The 20,747-nt window shown below is 66.6% G+C and carries 15 protein-coding genes; 5 read left to right on the forward strand and 10 right to left on the reverse strand.

The window, feature by feature from the left end:
* Positions 1 to 21: 21 nt before the first annotated feature.
* Entirely contained in the window at positions 22 to 1,827 is a 1,806-nt protein-coding gene (locus tag S58_RS12165; protein WP_015665611.1) for an ABC transporter ATP-binding protein, read from the reverse strand.
* Positions 1,828 to 1,929: 102 nt separating this feature from the next.
* Positions 1,930 to 2,943: a UDP-glucose 4-epimerase GalE gene (galE, locus tag S58_RS12170; RefSeq protein ID WP_015665612.1), complete on the reverse strand. Its 1,014-nt coding sequence runs from the start codon at positions 2,941 to 2,943 to the stop codon at positions 1,930 to 1,932.
* Positions 2,944 to 3,070: 127 nt separating this feature from the next.
* Here galE and S58_RS12175 point away from each other — a divergent pair, with 127 nt between their 5' ends.
* Positions 3,071 to 4,120, forward strand: a complete 1,050-nt coding sequence (locus tag S58_RS12175) for a glycosyltransferase family 4 protein (protein ID WP_144058299.1) — start codon at positions 3,071 to 3,073, stop codon at positions 4,118 to 4,120.
* Here S58_RS12175 and S58_RS12180 read toward each other — a convergent pair.
* From S58_RS12180 to waaF, 3 genes are read right to left on the reverse strand one after another with little or no spacing between them, the layout of a single operon-like run.
* Entirely contained in the window at positions 4,102 to 4,632 is a 531-nt protein-coding gene (locus S58_RS12180; RefSeq protein ID WP_015665614.1) for a D-glycero-alpha-D-manno-heptose-1,7-bisphosphate 7-phosphatase, read from the reverse strand. The two genes, S58_RS12175 and S58_RS12180, sit on opposite strands and share 19 nt — an antisense overlap.
* Positions 4,633 to 5,229, reverse strand: coding sequence for a D-sedoheptulose 7-phosphate isomerase (locus S58_RS12185; protein ID WP_173424423.1), 597 nt, complete (start codon positions 5,227 to 5,229; stop codon positions 4,633 to 4,635).
* A gap of 57 nt (positions 5,230 to 5,286) precedes the next feature.
* On the reverse strand, positions 5,287 to 6,351 hold the full coding sequence (gene waaF / locus S58_RS12190; RefSeq protein ID WP_015665616.1) for a lipopolysaccharide heptosyltransferase II: 1,065 nt from the start codon (positions 6,349 to 6,351) through the stop codon (positions 5,287 to 5,289).
* A 149-nt stretch (positions 6,352 to 6,500) separates the two neighbouring features.
* On the opposite strand from waaF, the gene rfaD reads away from it, so the two are divergent.
* Genes rfaD through S58_RS12210 form a run of 4 tightly spaced genes read left to right on the forward strand, consistent with a single transcriptional unit; the run spans position 6,501 to position 12,182 of the window.
* Positions 6,501 to 7,481, forward strand: a complete 981-nt coding sequence (rfaD, locus tag S58_RS12195) for an ADP-glyceromanno-heptose 6-epimerase (RefSeq protein ID WP_015665617.1) — start codon at positions 6,501 to 6,503, stop codon at positions 7,479 to 7,481.
* Positions 7,482 to 7,520: 39 nt separating this feature from the next.
* Positions 7,521 to 8,993: a D-glycero-beta-D-manno-heptose-7-phosphate kinase gene (gene rfaE1 / locus S58_RS12200; RefSeq protein ID WP_015665618.1), complete on the forward strand. Its 1,473-nt coding sequence runs from the start codon at positions 7,521 to 7,523 to the stop codon at positions 8,991 to 8,993.
* Positions 8,990 to 10,267 (forward strand): O-antigen ligase family protein, encoded by a 1,278-nt coding sequence (locus tag S58_RS12205; RefSeq protein WP_015665619.1) that lies wholly within the window; start codon positions 8,990 to 8,992, stop codon positions 10,265 to 10,267. Before rfaE1 ends, S58_RS12205 begins: the two co-directional genes overlap by 4 nt.
* Before the next feature lies 1 nt (position 10,268).
* Positions 10,269 to 12,182, forward strand: coding sequence for a polysaccharide biosynthesis protein (locus S58_RS12210; RefSeq protein ID WP_015665620.1), 1,914 nt, complete (start codon positions 10,269 to 10,271; stop codon positions 12,180 to 12,182).
* Here the strand turns inward: S58_RS12210 and S58_RS12215 are convergent.
* The 5 genes from S58_RS12215 to S58_RS12235 form a co-directional block, all read right to left on the reverse strand.
* Positions 12,168 to 13,178, reverse strand: coding sequence for an MraY family glycosyltransferase (locus tag S58_RS12215; RefSeq protein ID WP_015665621.1), 1,011 nt, complete (start codon positions 13,176 to 13,178; stop codon positions 12,168 to 12,170). The genes S58_RS12210 and S58_RS12215 overlap by 15 nt on opposite strands.
* A complete protein-coding gene (locus tag S58_RS12220) occupies positions 13,175 to 14,332 on the reverse strand; it encodes a glycosyltransferase family 4 protein (RefSeq protein ID WP_042339304.1) in 1,158 nt (385 codons plus the stop codon). Before S58_RS12220 ends, S58_RS12215 begins: the two co-directional genes overlap by 4 nt.
* A gap of 150 nt (positions 14,333 to 14,482) precedes the next feature.
* Positions 14,483 to 17,356 (reverse strand): NF038122 family metalloprotease, encoded by a 2,874-nt coding sequence (locus S58_RS12225; RefSeq protein ID WP_015665623.1) that lies wholly within the window; start codon positions 17,354 to 17,356, stop codon positions 14,483 to 14,485.
* Between the two features lie 193 nt (positions 17,357 to 17,549).
* Positions 17,550 to 19,679 (reverse strand): TIGR04372 family glycosyltransferase, encoded by a 2,130-nt coding sequence (locus tag S58_RS12230; protein ID WP_042339308.1) that lies wholly within the window; start codon positions 19,677 to 19,679, stop codon positions 17,550 to 17,552.
* Positions 19,676 to 20,743: a glycosyltransferase family 2 protein gene (locus tag S58_RS12235; RefSeq protein WP_015665625.1), complete on the reverse strand. Its 1,068-nt coding sequence runs from the start codon at positions 20,741 to 20,743 to the stop codon at positions 19,676 to 19,678. Before S58_RS12235 ends, S58_RS12230 begins: the two co-directional genes overlap by 4 nt.
* Positions 20,744 to 20,747 lie beyond the last annotated feature (4 nt).

Genomic DNA, 20,747 nt, shown 5'->3' on the forward strand with positions numbered 1-20,747 from the left:
TCGGTGCGGTGGGACGGACGATCAGGACGTGGCGGCCAGGGGAATGACGACGGGCCCCATGTCGCGCTGTTGCAGGCGGAAGAACGAAGCATAGCGGCCGCCACGGCGCAACAGATCGTCATGCCGGCCGCGCTCGACGATCTCGCCGGCCTCGACCACCAGGATGGCGTCGGCGTTCATGATCGTGTGCAGGCGATGTGCGATGACGATGGTGGTGCGGTTCTGGCAGAGATGCTCGATCGCCTCCTGCACCTGGCGCTCCGACTCGGAATCCAGCGCCGCGGTGGCCTCGTCGAGCAGGATGATGGGGGCGTTGCGGATCAGCGCGCGCGCGACCGCGATGCGCTGGCGCTGGCCGCCGGAGAGCTGGGTGCCGTGCTCGCCCACCGGCGTGTCGTAGCCGAGCGGGAAGCTCATGATGAAGTCGTGGGCGCAGGCGGCCTTCGCGGCGTCGATGATCTCGGCCTCGGTCGCGCCCGGCCTGCCGAAGGCGATGTTGGCGCGGATGCTGTCGCGGAACAGATAGACGTCCTGGCCGACATAGGCGGCCTGCTCGCGCAGGGAGCGGCGCGACACCTTAGAGATCGATTGGCCGTCGATCAGGATGTCGCCCGCGGTCGCCTCGTAGAACCGCAGCAGCAGCGCCAGCACCGTCGACTTGCCGCCGCCGGACGGGCCGACCAATGCGGTGACCTTGCCGGGCTCGGCTGTGAAGCTCATGCGGTTGAGCACCGGCTCGTTGTCGCGATAGGCGAAGGAGACGTCGCGCAGCTCGATCTTGGCCTGGGAGAGCTTCAGCGCCGGCTTGTCGTCATCCGGCTGCTCGCTGGCCGGGCTGTCGACCACCTCGAGCAGCATGCGGGCGCCGACCAGCTGGCTGTTGAGATCGATGTTGAGCCGCGCCAGCCGCTTCGCCGGCTCGGTCGCCATCAGGAAGGCGATCATGAACGAGAAGAACTGGCCCGGCGTGGCGTCGAGCGCGACCACGGAATAGCCGGCATACATCAAACAGCCGGCGACGGCGAAGCCGCCGAGCATCTCCATCAGCGGATTGGAGCGGTTCGACACCCGCGCCATCTTGTTGGCGTTGCGCTCGACGACGGCGATGTTCTCGTCGATGCGCGCGCGCATCGTGTCTTCGAGCGTGAACGCCTTGACGGTGCGGATGCCCTGCAGCGATTCCTGCATCGTCTCGAGGATGTCGGCGGTGCCGGTGAACTGGTTGTAGGCGAGGCCCTTGATGCGCTTGACCAGCTTGCGCAGCACCAGCATCGCCGGCGGGACCACGAGCAGGCCGAGCAGCGACATCCAGGGATCCTGCAGGACCATCACGCCGATCATGGCGATCAGGGTCACGAGATCGCGTCCGATGGCGTTGATCAGCATGTTGAGGATGTCGGTGATCGACTTGGCCCCGGCGGTGAGCCGCGCCAGGAACTCCGACGAATGGCGCTCGGAGAAAAAGCCGACGCTCTCGTTCATCAGCTTGGCGAACAGCTGCCGCTGATTGTTGGCGAGGATGGCGTTGGAGATCTTGGACAGGATGACGGCGTAGCCGTAGGTGGTCACGCCCTTGACGAACAGCAGCAGCACGGTGACGCCGGACAGCACGACGATGCCCGGGATGCTCTTCTCGACATAGGCCTTGTTGATGACCTGGCCGAGAACGTAGGTCGCCGCGGCGCTGGCTCCGGCCGCCACCGCCATCAGCGCGAAGGCAGTGAGATAGCGGCGCCAGTAGACGAGGCCCTGTTCCATGACCAGGCGCCGGACCAGGATCGCGGCGCCATAGGGATCGTCGGTGATCTTCTTCGGAAATTCGGCCATTCTGGTCCCTGGCCGCCGGGGCAAATCGCCGGGCGACCAGGAGTGCTTGCCCGCTCGGGGCGGCTTTTTCAAGCCCCCCGAGGACCGGCTAAGTCGTTGATTCTAGGCCGAGGCCCGCTGCAGCGCGCCGCTGTGGCGTTCCAGGAACAGTTTCTCCTCCCAGGCCAGCGCGTGGGCCGCGATCGTTTCCAGATCGTCATAGGCCGGCGTCCAGTCGAGCAGCGCCTTCAGACGGCTGGTATCGGCGACCATGCTCACGATGTCGCCGGGCCGGCGCGGCGCATATTGGACCGGAATGGCGCGGCCGGAGACGCGCCTGACGGCCTCGATGGTCTCGAGCACGGAATAGCCGCGGCCATACCCACAATTCAGCGTGACCGAGGCGCCGCCGGTGCGCAAATAGGCCAGCGCGGAGCGGTGCACCTGGGCGAGATCGCAGACATGGATGAAATCGCGGACGCAGGTGCCGTCGGGCGTCGGATAATCGGTCCCGAACACGTCGATCTTGGCGCGCTGGCCGGTCGCGACCTCCATCGCGATCTTCATCAGATGCGTGGCGCCGACGGTGGCGAGCCCGATGCGGCCCTGCGGATCGGCGCCGGCGACGTTGAAGTAGCGCAGCACGACGTAGTTCAGCTCATGTGCCGCAGCCGCGTCGTGCAGCATGATCTCGGCCATCAGCTTCGAGGTGCCGTAGGGCGAGGTCGGGCGCGTCGGCGCGGTCTCGGGCACCGGAACCTCGTCCGGATCGCCGTAGACGGCGGCGGTCGAGGAGAAGACGAATCGGCTGACGCCGCGCTTGACCGCCGCATTCAAGAGGCTGCGCGTGGTCATGGTGTTGTTGCGGTAATACAGCAGCGGGTCGCGCACCGATTCCGGCACCACGACGGAGCCGGCGAAATGGATGATGCTGTCGACCCCGTGCTGGCTGATGACGCCATCCACGAGATTTTCATCACCGGCATCGCCGATGAACAGCGGCACGCTGTCCGGCACGAAGCCGGAAAAGCCGGTCGAGAGATTGTCGATCACCACGACGCTTTCGCCGGCCTCAGCCAACGCGAGCACCATGTGGCTGCCGATATAGCCGGCGCCGCCTGTGACAAGCACGGTCATTGTTTGACACGATCCCTGTTTGTTTTGCCCGACGCTAACGCTGCCGCGGTGAAGGACGCGTTGCACCGAGCGCGAACTGGCGGCGATGCTTAATGTTGCGTATAGGGGACCGCTGCAATTGGAGTTGATGGTGCAAGCCGAGCCTGTTTCTGCCGCCGATCTCGACGTGATCGTGCCCAACCTCCACCGCCGCTATTCCGGCGTGACGGCGACCAACCGGATGGTGGCGCCGAAGCTGGCGCGTCGCGTGCGCGCGGCCTGGCTCGGCTCCTACGCACCGGAGGGGATTGCGCGGATGCGCGCGCGCGATCTGTTCGGGCTGTGGCGCCGGCGGCGGCCGCTGATCTGGCACGCGCGCCGCAACGACGAGATGATCGTCGGCGTGCTGCTGCGCGCGCTCGGCTGGCCGTTCAAGCTCGTGTTCACCTCAGCCGCGCAGCGCCATCACAGCTGGATCACGCGCTGGCTGATCCGACGCATGGATGCGATCATCGCCACCAGCGACATCTCGGCATCCTATCTGAAGCGCGCGGCGACGGTGGTGACGCATGGCGTCGATACCGAGATCTACGCGCCGCCGGCCGATCGCGCCGCGGCCTTCGCCGAGAGCGGACTGCCGGGCAAGTACGCCATCGGCTGCTTCGGCCGCGTGCGCGCGCAGAAGGGCAGCGACGTGTTCGTCGCCGCGATGTGCCGGCTGTTGCCGCGCTATCCGGATTTTTCCGCCGTGCTGGTCGGCGCCGTCACGCCCGAACAGATGCCGTTCGCGAGCGAACTGCGCAAGCAGATTGCAGCGGCAGGCCTGGAGCAGCGCATCGTCATCACCGGTGAGCTCGACATCGCCGATGTTCAGCGCTGGTACCAGCGCCTCACCATCTACGCGTTCACCTCGCGCAACGAAGGCTTTGGTCTCACGCTGATCGAGGCGATGGCCGCCGGCGCGGCGCTGGTCGCGGCGCGTGCGGGGGCGGCGGAGATCGTGGTCGAGGATGGCGTGACCGGAATGCTGGTGCCGCCGGGCGATATCGATGCGCTGGTCACCGCGATCGAGCCGTTGATGCAGGATCCGGCCGCGGCGCTTGCAATGGGAGCGCGCGCGCGGACGCGCGTGGTGGAGAAATTCAGCCTCGAGGCCGAGGCCGACAAGATCGCAGCGGTCTATCGGGGGCTGGTCTGAGAAAGGACATCCGTCACGAATGCATCGAGGTCGCCGCCCGCGAACAGGAAGCCGGGCAGGCCGGCGGCCTCGGCGGCCGCAATGTCGGAGGCACGGTCGCCGATCACGAAGCTGCCCTCGCGCCTGATGGGCCAGTGCTGCATCAGATCGAGGATCATGCCCGGCTGTGGCTTGCGCCAGGGATGCTCGCGCAGATATCGCTCGACCGAGCCTTCGGTGTGATACGGGCAATAGCGGATGTCATCGATGACAGCCCCCTGCGCTGCGAGCTCGGCCCGCATCCAATCATGCAGGCCCAGCACGTCGTCTTCCGTGAACAGCCCGCGCGCCACGCCGGACTGGTTGGTGAACAGGAAGACGTGATAGCCGGCCTCATTGAGCCGCCGGATCGCCTTGGCCACATTCGGCATCCAGCGGATGCGCTCACGCGTGCCGATGTAGTCGTCGTCATGATTGATGACGCCGTCGCGATCGAGGAACGCCGCGGGCTTCGGGAGGACGGCAGTCGTCATCTAGGCCTCGTCCTGCATCAGCGCCGCCTCGACCACCTCGCAGATGCCATGCGCCGTCGCGAGATGGATCTGCTGGATCAGCGGCGTGTCGTCGCTCGGCGCAACCAGCAACTCGTCGCACAGCTCGCCCATGGCGAGGCCCTTGGCGCCGGTGAAGCCGACCGTGACCAGCCCACGCTCGCGCCCCTTGCGCAACGCATTGAGGATGCTCGGCGAGCGACCGGAGGTCGAGATCGCAAGCAGCACGTCGCCGGCTGCGCCGAGCCCTTCGACCTGGCGGGCGAAGACGTGATCGAAGCCGTAGTCATTGCCGATTGCGGTCAGCGCCGAGGTGTCGGTGGTCAGCGCGATCGCCGCATAAGCCGGCCGCTCCTGCTTGTAGCGGCCGACGATCTCGGCGGCGATGTGCTGGGCATCCGCCGCGCTGCCGCCATTGCCGACGATCAGCAGCTTGTGGCCGCCGCGCAGCGCGGCGACGATGTTCGCTGCGATCCGCCCGGCGCTGGCGAGCATCGCTGCGTCCTGTGCCGCGCGCTCCATGGCCGCGTGGGAGCGGGCGAGATGGCTGGCGATGAGGTCGTCCGGTGCGCGGGTCACGATGGCGGCTCGGGTTGTGTTGAGGCCGGTGTATTGGGCGCGCCGCCGCTTCGCAAGCTAGTGCGCGGCCGGAGCCGCCACGTCGGTCAGCACCTGCCGGGCGATGGCGGCGACGTCGGCGGCCGGGATGTCGCGCATGCAGCGGTGGTCGTTCATCCGGCAGACCGGCCGGTGGCACGGCTGGCAGGGCACATGCGTCTTGGTCTGGATCGTGGCGGCAAGGCCGTTCAGCGGTCCCCAGAGGTATGGGCTGGTGGGGCCGAAGATGCCCATGGTCGGCGTGCCCAGCGCCGCTGCGATGTGCATGAGGCCCGAATCATTGGAAATGGCCACCCCGGCTGCCGCCATCGCCAGCACGCCGTTGCGCAGGTCGGTTCCGGTCAGGTCCCGAACGGCGGGGCCGCCGGCGGCGACGATCTCGGTGGCGAGCGCCTTCTCGCCGGGGCCGCCGACCACCCAGACCTCGAGGCCGGCTTGGCGCAGCAGCCGGGCCGCCTCACCGTAATAGGGCCAGCGCTTGCCGGAGCCGACGGAGCCGGGGGCCAGCGCCACGGCCGGGCGGCTCCCCAGGCCATTGGCCTCGCGCCAGCGCGCGACCTCCTCCGCCTGTACCCGCAACTGAGGCACGGGCCATTCTGGCGGCAGCGGGGCGTGGTCGGGCAGGGCCAGCGCGGCATTCTTGTCGATGAAGCGGGGCAGCGCCTTCTCGCCCCAGCGCCAGCGGTTGAGCAGCCCGAAGCGGAACTCGCCGACGAAGCCCACCCGCTCCGGGATGCCCGCGAGCGTCGGCGCCAGTGCCGATTTCCAGGTCCGCGGCATCACCAGGGCGGTCCGATAGTGGCGCTCGCGCAACATGGTGGCGAGCTGCCACTGCCGGGCGAGCGCCAGCCGGCTGCGCGGCAGGTCCCAGACGATGCCGGAACGAACGCCGGGCATGTAATCGACCAGCGGCGCGCACAGCGAGGTCACCAGCAGGTCGACCGGCCGATTCGGCCAGCGCTCCTTCAGCACCCGCACCACGGTGTGGCCGCGGACGAAATCGCCGATCCACATATAGGGGATGATCAGGATCGGACTGGTGTCGCTAGCGTCCACCTCGATCTTGGTCGAATTCGAATTCATTCTTTGCCTGCCTGGCTCCGGGGCGCTGGTAGCCGCTCGGCCGCCGCAGGTAAAGTGGGCCCGGGCTGGCCATCACCAAAGCGCTTACACTTTGCCGTCGCATGCGCTACGCGAAAGCGGGGTTTTTCGGGATCAGGGCAGGTGACGGAATGTTGCTGGTGACCGGCGGCGCCGGGTTTATCGGATCGAACCTAGTGGCAGCGCTCAATGATGCCGGCCGTACTGACGTGATCGTCTGTGACGAACTCGGCAGCGAGGGCAAATGGCGGAACCTTGCCAAGCGTCAGCTCGCCGACGTCGTACCCCCATCCGATCTGGGCGAGTGGCTGAAGGGCCGCAGGCTCGATGCCGTCCTGCACATGGGCGCCATCTCCGCCACCACGGTCGTCGACGGTGACCTAGTCATGGAACGCAATTTCCGCAGCTCGCTGCGGCTGCTCGACTGGTGCACGGCGAGCGCCACGCCGTTCATCTATGCCTCCTCTGCAGCGACCTATGGCGACGGCGCGCAGGGCTTCGTCGACGAGCCGTCGTTGGCCGCGCTCAAGACGCTGCGGCCGATGAATCTGTACGGCTGGAGCAAGCATCTGTTCGACATGGCGATCGCCGCGCGCGTCGAACGGGGCGAGCAGCTGCCGCCGCAATATGCCGGGCTCAAGTTCTTCAACGTGTTCGGTCCCAACGAGTACCACAAGGGATCGATGATGAGCGTGCTGACCCGCCGCTTCGACGACATCAAGGCCGGGCACACTCTGCAGCTGTTCAAGTCGCATCGGGACGGCATCGCCGACGGCGACCAGCGCCGTGATTTCATCTATGTCGACGACGTCGTGCGGGTGATGATGTGGCTGCTGGCCTCGCCCCCCGTCTCCGGTCTCTTCAACGTCGGCACGGGCCAGGCCCGCAGCTTCAAGGACATGATGCTGGCGGCCTATGCGACGCTCGGCGCGACGCCCCGGATCGAGTACATCGACATGCCCGAGGCGATTCGCGGCAGCTATCAGTATTTCACCCAGAGCAAGGTCGACCGGCTGCTGGCCGCCGGCTACAACGGCGGCTTCACGGCCCTCGAGGACGCGGTCGCCCACTATATCGGCGGCTATCTCGATTCCGCCGACCGCTTCCGCTAGACGAATTGTTTCATACCAACTGCACCGAGACCGCCGCTGATGTTCGACTTTGACGATCTCTCACAAGCGATCGCCCGCCAGACGGTGCTGTGCGTCGGCGATCTCATGCTGGATGAGTTCGTGTATGGCGAGGTGTCGCGGATTTCTCCGGAGGCCCCGGCGCCGGTGATTGCCGTCCAGCGCAGCGAGACCAACATTGGCGGCGCCGGCAACGTCGCGCGCAACATCGCCGCGCTTGGTGCGCGTTGCATCTTCGTCGGCCTGGTCGGCGACGACGCAGCGGCCGCTCAGCTCGAGGCCGAGCTGGCCAAGGAGACCGGCATCGAGAGCGTGCTGGTGCGCGATCCGTCGCGGCCGACGACGCGCAAGGTGCGCTTCGTCTCCGAGCATTTTTCCACCCACATGCTGCGCGCCGACTGGGAGCGCGCGGCGCCGGCGTCCGGCGACATCGAGCAGAAGCTGATCGAGGCGATCCTGCCGCTGCTCGCACGCGCCGACATCGTGCTGCTGTCGGACTACGCCAAGGGCGTGCTGACGGCGCGCGTGCTGCGCAACGTCATCGACGCCGCACGCAAGGCCGGCAAGCGCGTGATCGTCGACCCGAAGAGCGCGAATCTCGCGATCTATCGTGGCGCCAGCGTACTGACGCCGAACCGCAAGGAGTTTTCGGAGGCGACCCGCAGCCGCGCCGAGACGGAGCAGGAGATCGCCGCGGCCGCCCAGGATGCGATCTATCTGGCGGACTGCGAGGCCATCCTGGTGACGCAGAGCGAGCGCGGCATGACGCTGGTCCCGCGCCAGGGCGACTCTATCCATGTGCCGGCCTATCCTGTGAAGGTGCGCGACGTCTCCGGCGCGGGCGACACCGTCGTCGCCGTTCTCGCCGCGACGCTCGCGGCCGGCGCGGTCTGGGGGGACGCGTTGCGGATGGCGAGCGCAGCCGCGGCGGTCGCCGTCAGCAAGCAGGGCACGGCCAGCGTCACGTCGGCCGAACTGCGCCGAAAGATCTTGCCGCATTCGTATCGTGCTGCCGAGGAGAAGATCATCGAGAGCGATGGCGAGCTTGCCGCCCGTGTCGAGGGGTGGCGAGCAGAGGGCCTGCGTGTCGGCTTCACCAATGGCTGCTTCGACATCCTGCATCCCGGCCACGTCAAGGTGCTGACGGCTGCGCGCGCCGCCTGCGACCGTCTCGTGGTCGGGCTGAACAGCGACGCGTCCGTGAAGCGGCTGAAGGGCGAAGCCCGTCCGGTGCAGGACGAGCGCGCGCGTGCCGAAGTCCTTGCGGCACTCGAGGCGGTGGATCTCGTCGCGATCTTCGCCGAGGACACGCCGCTGCGCCTGATCGAGCTGGTGCGACCGAGCGTCCTGGTCAAGGGCGGCGACTACACCCGCGAGCAGGTGGTCGGACACGAGGTCGTCGAGGCCGGCGGTGGGCAAGTCGTTCTGATCGATATCCTCCAGGGACACAGCACGACCGCGCTGGTCGACCGCGCGCGGAGCGAGGTGCAATGAGCGCGCTGGCCGGTCATCCCGCGCCGGCGCTGCTGGCGCGCCGCTGGCGCGATCCCGCGGCGTGGCGGACCACCGTCGATGTCGTCGCTGTTCTGCTGGCGGCCTCGCTGCCATGGTCGACGTCGCTGGTGTCGATCCTCGGCGTCGTCATGCTGGTCACGATGCTGCCGTTCCTCGATGTCGAACGCCTGCTGCAGACATTGAAGCGGCCGATCTCGCTGGCGCCGATCGCGCTGTTCCTGCTGGCGCTGGTCGGAACCTTGTGGTCGGACGCGGCCTGGGGCGCGCGGCTTTATGCGGTCGGGCCGGCCGCCAAGCTGCTGGTGCTGCCGGCGCTGTTCTACCACTTCGAGCGCTCCGAGCGCGGCCTGTGGGTCTTCACGGCCTTTCTCGCCTCCTGCGTGCTGATGGTCGTGATGTCGACGGCGGTCGCGTTTAATCCGGCGCTGGCGCTCAAGGCCAATGCCGATCGCGGGATCTTCGTGAAGAACTATATCGACCAGGGCCAGGAATTCTCGCTCTGTGCCGTGGTGCTGGCCTATCCCATCGCGCAGCTGCTGCGCGCCCGCCGTTTCGCGCCGGCCGGTCTTCTGACCGCGATCATGATCGCCTTCCTCGCCAACATGATCTTCATCGTCGTCTCGCGCACCGCGCTGGTGACGATCCCGATCCTGCTCGCGGTGTTCGGCCTGATCCACCTGAAATGGCGTGTCAACCTCCTGATCGCGGTCAGTGCTGTCATGCTTGCTTTGGCCGCATGGTCCGTGTCGCCGCAGTTGCAGGGCAAGGTGGCCACCTTCACCAGCCAGTATCAGGATTACAGGAACGACCGCGGCATCACCTCGATCGGTGAGCGGCTGGAGTTCTGGCGCAAATCGCTGCGCTTCTTCGCCGACGCGCCGCTCATCGGGCACGGCTCAGGTTCGACGCGCCATCTGTTCGAGCTGGCCGCGAGCGGGCGCACTGACCTCGCCGCCAGCACCGTGGTCGGCAATCCGCACAACCAGACGCTCTACATCGCCATCCAGTGGGGCGCGCTCGGCGTGATCATTCTCTACGCCATGTGGGGCGCGCATCTGCTGTTGTTCCGCGGCGACGGGCTGGTTCCCTGGATCGGCCTTCTCGTCGTGGTGCAGAACGTCTTCACCTCGCTGTTCAACTCCCACATCTTCGATTTCCATGAGGGATGGATGTATGTGATCGGCGTCGGTGTCGCCGGGGGCATGCTGCTGAAGGGCCGCTCGACCCCAGAGCCGGCGCGGGGATCGGTTTGACATGACGCGTTTGTCTCAGCTGACCTCCCGCAATATGTTGATTGCCGCGCATGACCTGCTGGTCAGCGTCGCCGCGCTGTTCGCGGCGTTCTATATCCGCTTCGAAGGCGCCAGCACGTTCTGGGAGCGGGTGCCGCTGCTGCTGCAGCTCCTGCCTTATTTCATCGCCTTCAGCTTCGTCGTGTTCTACTTCTCCAACCTGCTGACGACGAAGTGGCGGTTCATCTCGCTGCCGGATGCGCTCAACATCGTTCGCGTTGCAACCGTGCTGACGGTCGCGCTGCTGGTGCTGGACTACATCATCGTCGCGCCGAACGTGCGCGGCACCTTCTTCTTCGGCAAGCTGACGATCATCCTGTATTGGTTTCTGGAGATCTTCGGGCTGAGCGCGCTGCGCTTCGCCTATCGTTATTTCCGCTACACGCGGGTGCGCCGTCATGCGCGGTCCGAGGACGCGGCGCCGGCGCTCCTGATCGGCCGTGCAGCTGATGCCGAGGTCGTGCTGCGCGGCATCGAGAGCGGCGCGGTCAAGCGGATCTGGCCGATTGGCATTCTGTCGCCGTCGACGGCCGATCGCGGCCAGCTGATCCGCGGCGTCCCGGTGCTGGGTGGGATCGACGACGTCGAGGATGTCGCTGCTGACTTCGCCCGGCGCTCCCGCCCGATCGCACGCGCTCTGATGATGCCGACGGCGTTCGATCCCGACTGCCATCCGGAGACCTTCCTGATGCGCGCCCGCAGGCTGCGCCTGATCGTCAGCCGGCTGCCGTCGCTGGAGAGCGGTGATGCGCCGCGGCTGGCTCCGGTCGCGGTCGAGGACCTGCTGCTGCGGCCGAGCGAGACCATCGATTACGGCCGGCTGGAAGGACTGGTACGCGGCAAGGCGGTGGTCGTCACCGGCGGCGGCGGCTCGATCGGCGCCGAGATCTGCCAGCGCGTCGTGGCGTTCGGTGCGGCGCGGCTGCTCATTCTCGAAAACTCCGAGCCGGCGCTCTATGCGATCACCGAGGTGCTCGCGGCTGACACCGAAGCCAACGTGGCCGTCGAGGGGCGCATCGCCGACATCCGCGATCGCGACCGGGTGTTCGCGCTGATCGGCGAGTTCAAGCCGGATCTCGTGTTTCACGCGGCTGCGCTGAAACATGTGCCGATCCTCGAACGCGACTGGAGCGAGGGCGTCAAGACCAACATCTTCGGCTCGATCAACGTGGCCGATGCCGCCGTGGCGTCGGGCGCTGACGCCATGGTGATGATCTCGACCGACAAGGCGATCGAGCCGGTCTCGATGCTCGGTCTCACCAAGCGTTTTGCCGAGATGTACTGCCAGGCGCTCGATCGCCAGCTCGCCGAGCGCTCGTCGGGCCGGCCGCCGATGCGGCTGATCTCGGTGCGGTTCGGCAACGTGCTCGCTTCGAACGGCTCGGTGGTGCCGAAGTTCAAGGCCCAGATCGAGGCAGGCGGTCCGGTCACGGTGACCCACCCGGACATGGTGCGCTACTTCATGACCATCCGCGAGGCCTGCGACCTCGTCATCACGGCGGCCTCGCACGCGCTGGCGCCGCAGCGCCCGGATGTCTCGGTCTACGTGCTCAACATGGGTCAGCCGGTGCGCATCGTCGAGCTCGCCGAGCGCATGATCCGCTTGTCCGGTCTGCAGCCGGGCTACGACGTCGAGATCGTGTTCACGGGCATCCGTCCGGGCGAGCGCCTCAACGAGATCCTGTTTGCGAGCGAGGAGCCGCCGGTCGAGATCGGCGTTGCCGGCATCATGGCGGCGACGCCGAACGAGCCGCCGATGCAGACGCTGAAGGCTTGGATCGCGGCCCTCGATCAGGCGATCGCGCGCAACGATCCCGTCACGATCAAGTCGGTGCTGAAGGATGCCGTGCCGGAGTTCGGCTCAAGCGCCGCGTGAGCGCGGCCGCGAGAAGCGGCGGAGCACGAAGGCAACCGCGCCGAGGCCAATCACGAGCAGAATGGCGTCGGCTGCCATCGAGCGCAGCGCAATCGAAACGCTGGCGAGCACGGCGAGGGCGATATTGAGGGCGAACACTTCGCCGACCACGCCAGCGACCGTGAAGCCGTTGTCGGTGGCGCGCTGGTAGAAGTGCGTGCGGTGCGCGGCCCAGAACGGCTCGCGGCGTGCCATGCGCCGCAGCAGGGTGAACGTGGCATCGACGAGATAATACAGCGGCAGCAGCAGCGCCGCAGCGACGAAGCCTTGCCAGGCCAGGTGCAGCAGGCACCAGCCGAGCAGGAGACCGATCGGCAGGCTGCCGACATCGCCGAGAAACACCTTGGCGACGGGGCGGTTGAACGGTGCGAAGCCGAGCATCGCCCCGCCAAGCGCCGCGGCGATGGCCGCTATCGGCCACGGCAGCCATCCAGAGATGCCGACCAGAGCCAGCGTTGCGGTGATCGGCACGGCTTCGGCGACCGTCATCAGGTCGAGCCCGTCCATGAAGTTGACGAGGTTGACGAACCAGAGGCCGGCGATCAGCAACAGCGTACGCTCGAGCACCAGCGGCACCGGAAACAGCCTGAGATCGTCCGGCGCGGTGAAGACCACGAGGCCGACGGCAAGCCCCTGCAGGATGAACCGCGGCAGCACCGGGATCGGCCTGATGTCGTCGACCAGGCCGACCAGCGCCAGCATCGGCACGGCGATGAACAGCATGACCAGCGGCGCGAAGCCCCACACCGATGCAAACGCCCCGCCGACCACGAGCGTCGCGCCGATCACGGCGATCCCGGCGCCCTGCGGCGTCGGGATCGTGTGCGAGGAGCGCGCGTTCGGCCGCGCCAGCGCATAGCGCTGCAGCACCGGCCGCAACAGCAGGATCACGACTGCGCAGATCACAGCCGCGAGCAGGGCGACGACACCGAGGATTGCGGCCGGATTGGCGATCATGAGTCAGCGCTCGATGTCGAGGTGAGGCGATCATACAGCGCCACTATCGAGCGACCGATGATCCTGGCCGAGAGCTTATCCTCGACCAGCTGCCGAGCGGCCTGTCCGTAGCGGGCGCGCAGCTCGGGCGATGTCGCAAGCTGGGCCATCGCCTGGGCGAGTGCAGTTGGGTCCTCGACTGGCACCGACAGCCCGGTCTGGCCATGGATCGCGATCTCGCGGCAGCCGGGAGCGTCGGTGGATATCAGCGGCCGGCCGCAGGCGGCGGCTTCGAGCAGGCTGACCGGAAGCCCTTCGCGATGCGACGGCAGCACGGCGATGTGGCAGCGTCGCCAGAGCTCGGTGATGTCCTTGATCTGGCCGAGCAGGGTGATGCCGGGCTCGTTCCGCCAGGCTTCGACTTCCAGGGCCGAGACCGACGCCGGGTTGGCCGGATCGGGGGAGCCGGCGATCAGCAGCTGATCGTCGCGGCCCCGCTGGCGCAGCAGGCGGTGCGCCGCCACCAGCGCCCGGACGCCCTTGTCGGTCAGCAGCCGTCCCGCGAAACCGAAGGTGATCGGTCCGTTCGGTTCGGGCAGCGGCTGGAAGCGGTCGGTGTCGACGCCGGAACCGGGAATCAACGTGATCTTGTCGGCCCGGACGCCCATCGCCTGCAGCGCGTCGCGATCGTCCGGGTTCTGCACCAGCACGCAGCTCGGCGCCCGGTTCATCAACCGCGGCAGCAGCCACAGCAGGCCCTGCTTGAGCAGCCGCGAGCGCCAGCTCGCCGAGGTGAAGACATAGCCGAGGCCGGTCATGGCATTGACGACCGGCGTCGCGCGCCCGAGCGCCGCAAGCGACCCCAGCACGCTGGACTGCAGCCCGGAATGATGCACGACGTCCGGGTTGATCGCAGCCTCGACGGCGCGGATGGCGCGGATCGTCGGCAGCGCTGAAGACGGCGACAGGCCGCCGCGGCGGAACGGGATCGGGTGCAGGACGAACCGCTCGGCCGCGATCGCGGCCGCGCCCGCGTTGACGTTGGTCGCGACATGCACCTCGTAGCCGGCATCCCGCGCCGCCCGCGCCATCGGCAGGCGATGCATCAGGAAGGCGAAATCCTCGTTGGCGACGTAGAGCAGGCGGCGCGGCGAAGCGGAGCGGGGCAGGGACATCAAACTCACGGTCTCAGGCGGTGTCGGCGCCGTATAGGCCAAGAGGGGCCTGCGCGCGAGCCGTTATCTGCCGCGAGACGGGCGGAAAACCGCCCGTCGGCGCCCGTGGCGATGACCAGCCGGCGCAGGCGGTTCGCGACCCGGCCGGCCTCAGACCAGGTGGAAGCTCGACAGGTGGGACAGCAGCTCGGCGGCCGACACATGCTGGATGGTGATGGTGTCCAGCGCCGCATCGGTGATGACGGCGTTGCCCGCCGCGTCGTCATGGATCGCGGCCTGCAGCGCGGACTGGTCCGCGAAGATGCTCTGGCTGAACACGATCTTGTCGGTGCCGGGATTGAAGTCCGAGACCGTCACCTGACCGAAATGCTCGGCGAACACGAAGGCGTCGTGCCCCTGCAGCGACACCGATGCCGTGCCGGCTGCCGGCGTCGCCGGGCCGGAGATCATCGTGCCGCCTTGGCCGTCAGCGGCGAAGTGGAAGTTGTCCGGCGACAGGGTTCCCAGGAATTGCACCGACGTGCCGTTGGTGCCGTCGCTGACCGATAGCACGCCGTTCACGCCGCTCGATATGACGTGCAGCGACGCGTAGGCGATGCCCTTGAGGTCGACCTGATCGGCCGCGCTGCCGAACCCGATCAGATAACCACTGAAATCTGCCGACGCCGTCAGGTTCTGACCGCCGGCAGGCGTTGTCGATTGTGGGGCTGCCAGCAGCGGGCTGCTGGAGGAGGGGACGCCGATCGTGCCGTCGCCGTTGAAGTCCTGATGGAACAGCGTTTCGAGGTTCTCAGCCGTCGTACTCGTCCCTGATACCCACCCGCTGAGGTTTGTCTTGTAGTTGCCGTCGCTATCCGCGGTCGTGAAGGTGAACTGACCGGTGGTCGGATCTTTCCAGGCAATGTCGTAGTCGGATCCGACCTGAATAGCGCCGATCGGAATTGTGTTGCCGAGCTGGCCGACGACCACCGGCGCGCCGCCGATCTTGATCATCGGGCCGGACCCACCGGTGTAGAGACCATAGTTGTTGCCGATCTGGACCAAGCTGGTCGATCCATCGGTCTGAATGACGATTGGTGCGGATATGCCGATCACACCGTCGCTATTGAAGTCCTGGTGAAAGGTCGTTTCGAATGTTTTGGCCGTCGCGCTCGTTCCCGACACCCATCCGCTGAGGTTGGATGTGTAGTTGCCGTTGCCGTCGGCAGCAGTGAAGGTGAACTCGCCGGTCGTCGCATCCTTCCAGGCAATATCGTAACCGGACCCGACCTGGATGGCGCCGATCGGGGTCGTGTTGCCGAGCTGGCCGACGACCACCGGCGCGCCGCCGATCTTGATCGTCGGGCCAGAGCCGGCAGTGTAGAGTCCGTAGTTGTTGCCGACCTGGACCAGGCTGGTCGATCCGTCGACCTGGATGACCGTAGCGACCGGCCCGATCGTGCCGTCGCCGCTGAAATCCTGACCGAAGACGATTTCTTCGGACATCGCCGTCGCGCTACTCCCGGACACCCATCCGCTGAGATTGGACGTGTAGTTGCCGTTGCCGTCGGCAGCAGTGAAGGTGAACTGGCCGGTGGTCGAATCCTTCCAGACGATGTCGTAGCCGGACGAGGTGTGAATCGCGCCGATCGGGGCGGCATTTCCCAACTGGCCAACAACGACGGCGGCACCGCCAATCTTGATCGATGGACCCGAGCCGTTGACGTACATGAAATATTGGTCGGCGATCTGGAGCAGACTCGTGTCGCCGTTGGCGTGGACAAGCGACGCAGTGACTCCGACGGACCCGTCGTGATTGAAATCCTGCCCGAAGGTTGTTTCCTGGAGTTCAGAAGTCAAACTATTTCCCGAGACGATGCCGGAAATGTTCGACGTGTAGTTCCCGTTATTGTCGGCGGTCGTGAAGGTGAACTGATTCGTACCTGCAACCTGCCAAGCGATGTTGTATCCGGAGCCCGTCTTGATGGCGCCTACCGGCGCGACGCTGCCGAATTCACCGACCGTGACGGGCGTGCCCCCGTACTTCATTTCAGGGCCGGTTCCGGTCGTCCCGCTGATGAGATAATAGCGGTTTCCCACCAACGTCAGGCTGGTGTCGCCGTTCGTCTGGATCACCGTGCCGGATGAGCCGGTCAGGTGAAACCCGAGTGCATCGAGCTGCTTGAGATCCACCGCCGTCAGCGTCTGCAGCGTGCTGTAGGTGTAGAACTCGTTGAACGGATCGTTGCCGCCCTGCACGCCGCTGTTCAGGAAATCGCTCGGGTCGGACGACTGGCCGTAATCGGCGAGCTTGGTATAGCCGCCGTCGAGGGAGAAATACGCGGTCGACGCCGTGGCGCCACCGGTCATCAGGCGCGCGCCTGGGCTCGAAAAACGATAGAAGTCGAAAATGTCCGGCTGCGGACCGTAGGGGACGCGGCCGAACGCATGCGTGAGCTCGTGCAGGGCCACGCCGACCAGCAGGCTCGAATTGATGTCGGTGGCGAACGTCGCGCTGCCGTCGTCGGTGGTGGCGTCGTTGGCGCCGAGCCCGCCCCACAGCTTCAGCTGCGAATTCCACACCGCGACGTAGGATTGTCCCTGGATGGTGGATCCCGCGGGCAAGGCGTTGAAGGTGGTGTCGCCTGGGCTGGCATAGTTGATCAGGTTGGACCTGACGGTCGAATAGCCCATCCATTGACCGCCATCAGGACCGGCCGCCGCGCCGCCGCCGACGCCGCTGTAGTCGATCTTGATGTTGACGGTGATGCGATCCGAGATCATCGAGGTGAGGATCGCCGCGGCCTGCTGAATGCCGGCCCGGAAGCTTGCGGGCGCATTCATCGCCGCCGTGTCGAACAGCAGATTGATGGTCAGCCCGCCGGCGCTCACCGCAGTGATCGCGCCAACTCCGCCAAAATCGCCCTGCGCCATCTGGGCTTCGACCGCCTCTTCGGGCAGTTCGACCGGGTTCGACGGCGGAGCGACGCCCGCCTCATACACGGTCGAGATCGTGGACGATTGTGAGTTGGACACCCCGGGCATTGCCTCAGTCCCAGCTATTCACATGAACGGCGCATGGCTCGATCGTGTCGACCCGCTGCCGAGCCGATTCGCGACCATCCCAACTTACAGGGCAACGATCTTGCTTGGGGGTTAATGGGTGCTTCGAGGCACCGGAAAACGACCGGCGATGGCTGCTGCGGGCGTTCATCGAACCCAGGTTTGGCCGGGGCGTTCAGCCCAGCAGCTCGGGCAACCGCTCCAGGAATGCCGGCACTGGTAACGCGGCACCGAAATTGTAGGGGTTGTCAGCCAGCGCGGCGTGGTACCGATCGAGCAGCGGTCCGCCGTCGCGGAGCGGCCGAACACGTTCATCGAGGCAGTCGAGCTTGTAGCGCACTCCCTCGGTGATGTCCTGCGCGGTATTGGGGTGGATATCGAGCCCGTGGCGCGACAGCACTGCTGTGTCGATCAGGAGCGCCTGCAGCGGCTGGCGATAGGTCTCACGCAGCGACAGATAGCGCCGTGCGCGACGGTCATAGACCGGGCGCAGGGTGAAGTCGGTGCGCTCGTGCCAGAACTGGCAATCATTCGAGATGCAGTTGACCAGCAGCATCGGTGTTCCCAGCGCCTGCACCGCGGTGGTCAGGCCTGACGTCGTTCCGACGAACAGGCGGGCGGCGGCGCAGAGATACAGATCCATCTCCGCCGATTTGATGTCGCTGTGGGCGTAATCGAACACGCCCGTCATGCCACGCAGTGGCGTCATGCTGCGGTCGCCGAGGCGAATGACGGCACCGCCGCGCGCGACGATGTGCGAAATGGCCTCGAGATAGTCGCCGACATTGGCGGAGCGATGCTGACGCGTGGTGCCCGGGCCGTCACCATGATAGCCGCCCTCACGAATGTGCATGGCGACGAACCAATCAGCCGTGACCCCTGCGGCGCGCAACTTGGCAGTGCCGGATTCCATCAGCTCCGAGGGAACGTTCACGAGCGGCCCGCGCTGCTGCGCGGCCCAGGCCACCTGCGCGCGCGATGCCGCGTGAGCCCACGGCTCGGCCATACCGTCCTTGCCGCGGACGGCGATGAACTGGTCCCCGACCAGCCGCTGATACGGCAGGAGATCGTCGACCAGAACGGGATCCTCGATGATCGTGACGTGCGTTGCGAACAGCCTGAGAAAGGGCTGGTTGACCACCTTGCTTGGTGGCGCGAGCAGGACGTAGTTGGCGCGCGGCAGCATGCCGAGCGCTGCCATGCGCAAATGACAGTCGATGAAGCCGATGTGGCCGATCAGCGTTACCCATTCATAGCCGAGCAGCCGAACCGGAAGACCGGGTACGAAGATGCCGCTCGTGGCGGCGATGCGCTGGACCAGCGCCTCGGGAATCGACCATGTCCGCGCCAGCGCGTCCTGCTGATCGAGCGCCGCCTGGTAGCTGCGAAACGTGTCGTCGTAGCGGCCCTGATGATAGAAGTTCTCACCGAGCTGGATCAGATTGTCGTAGATCAGCAGCTCGCCGGCATTCGTGAGCTCCCAGGAGCTTGGCGTATATGTCGATGGATCGTAACCCCCGGCATAGTTCTGGTGCGCCATCACCGAACGCGGGTCGCGTTCGACGGACGCCTTGAAGCATTCCGCTGCCTGCCGATGATCCTTCGCCAACGCGTGCACGGCGCCGAGCTTGCGCAGCGCGTTGCTGTCGCCCGACGCTGCGGCGGCTTGCAGAAAATGGGCGGCGACGGCGAGATTGCCGCGATACATGTGAGCGACGCCGACCGCGAAATTGATTGCAAAGCTGTCGATGGCCTCGGGGCGCGGCACGTCGCGCACGATCCGGTCATAGGCACTGCACAGCGCCAGCGTGGTGAAATAGGCCTGCGCGCCCATGCCAGCCCGGGACCTGACATTGCCGCGGAAAATCAGGTTCAAGATCCGCACCGCACGCAGCGCACTCGGCTTGCGGCTGGCGGCGAGATGGACCTGCGCGGCGGCGGCAAGCGTGGTCGAGATGAGCCGTGCCAGCAGCCGGCCGGCAACAGCCCCCGTTGCGAGTTGCCGGTCCATCAGCCGAAGCAGGGCTGCCCCCGCAGAGCCAGCGATGAGCCTGCTGTCGAGGAGATTGGCGGCGCGGGTGGTCACCGGCAGCAATTGGCGGCGCCGGGCGCTCAGGAAGGCATAAAGCCGAAATGCGGATCTGGTCAGCCAAGCCTTGATCAGCCAGGCTTTGGCGCCCGAGCCGCGCTGCGATGTCTGGGGTGTGGGCCGTGGCTGTATTGGCCTCGGACCCGCCGGCGACGTTTCCGCCGGGCGCTCGCTCAACCGGTGTCGGAGGGAGGCGAAGGGAGCACGCTGGGTCATGGCGCGCGGTAGGCGGAGCTGGCGGATACGATCGTTCGCCGGACGCCGGTCTGGGCCAGCAGGCGCGTCAGCGACATGGGCCGTGTCCGCAGGGTAGTCCACGCCAGCGCCGCGACGCGGCCGACGGTGCCAAGGCTCAACAGAAGCCGAAGCAGGCTTCGGTCGAAGGCGTTGCCGCCGAGCAGGGCAGCGGCGCGCGCCGCCTTGGCCGAGGGCTCGCTCGCGCCGTCCAGCACCATTCGCACCGCGCCGAAGCGATTGCGGCGTGCGAAGAGAGCGTCGTATCCCCTCGGAAACAACTCGCTTCCCGCGATCAGGGCGCCGATGTCGGCCAGCTTGGTGTTCAGCGATATCGGATCGGTCGCCGTGGCCGTCGAGTAGTTCTGGCCGTGGATGCGCCAGTAGCCCAGGGCGTCGGCAATGAAATAGCAGCCAAATGTCAGCGCCAGTTGCCGCGCGAGAAAAGCGTCCGAGAACGAGCCGAGCTTCACGTCGAAACCGTCGAGCGCCCGCAGCGCGCTGCAACGATAGAGTGACGTGGTGCCGGAAAAGTAGTTGTCGCCGAACCGCAGGATCCGGCGGACGTCGGCCGGCGTCAGCATCGCCGATGTCGAGGCAGGCAGCATCATCGGCCGCAACCTCCGCTGCCTGGAAGGGCCGTTCGGTCCGATGATCTCGCAGCAGGCGAATACGAGACCGGCCTCCGGGAAGCGCGCGGCTTGCGCCATGGCCTTTTCGAGATAGGTCGGATGCAGCGCGTCGTCAGCCCCGAGAAAGCCGATCCATTCGGTGTCCGCAGCAGCCAGGGCTTCGTTTTGTCCGCGGACGACACCCTGGTTGGTCTGGTGGCGGATCAGCTGCCAAGTCGGCCGATCCGCCAGGAAACGCGAGATGACCGCAATGCTGTCGTCAGTCGAGCAATCGTCGATGATGATCACACGATCGGGCGCCCGGGTCTGGCTGGCGATGCTTCCGAGTGATTCCGGCAGGTAGTGCGCGTGGTTGAAGTTCGGAACGACCAGCGTGACGGTCGGCGAACCCGGAGGGGCGATCATCGTGGTCATGTCT

Origin of the sequence: Bradyrhizobium oligotrophicum S58, assembly GCF_000344805.1 — a bacterium.
In the GTDB taxonomy this organism is placed as follows: Bacteria; Pseudomonadota; Alphaproteobacteria; order Rhizobiales; family Xanthobacteraceae; genus Bradyrhizobium; species Bradyrhizobium oligotrophicum.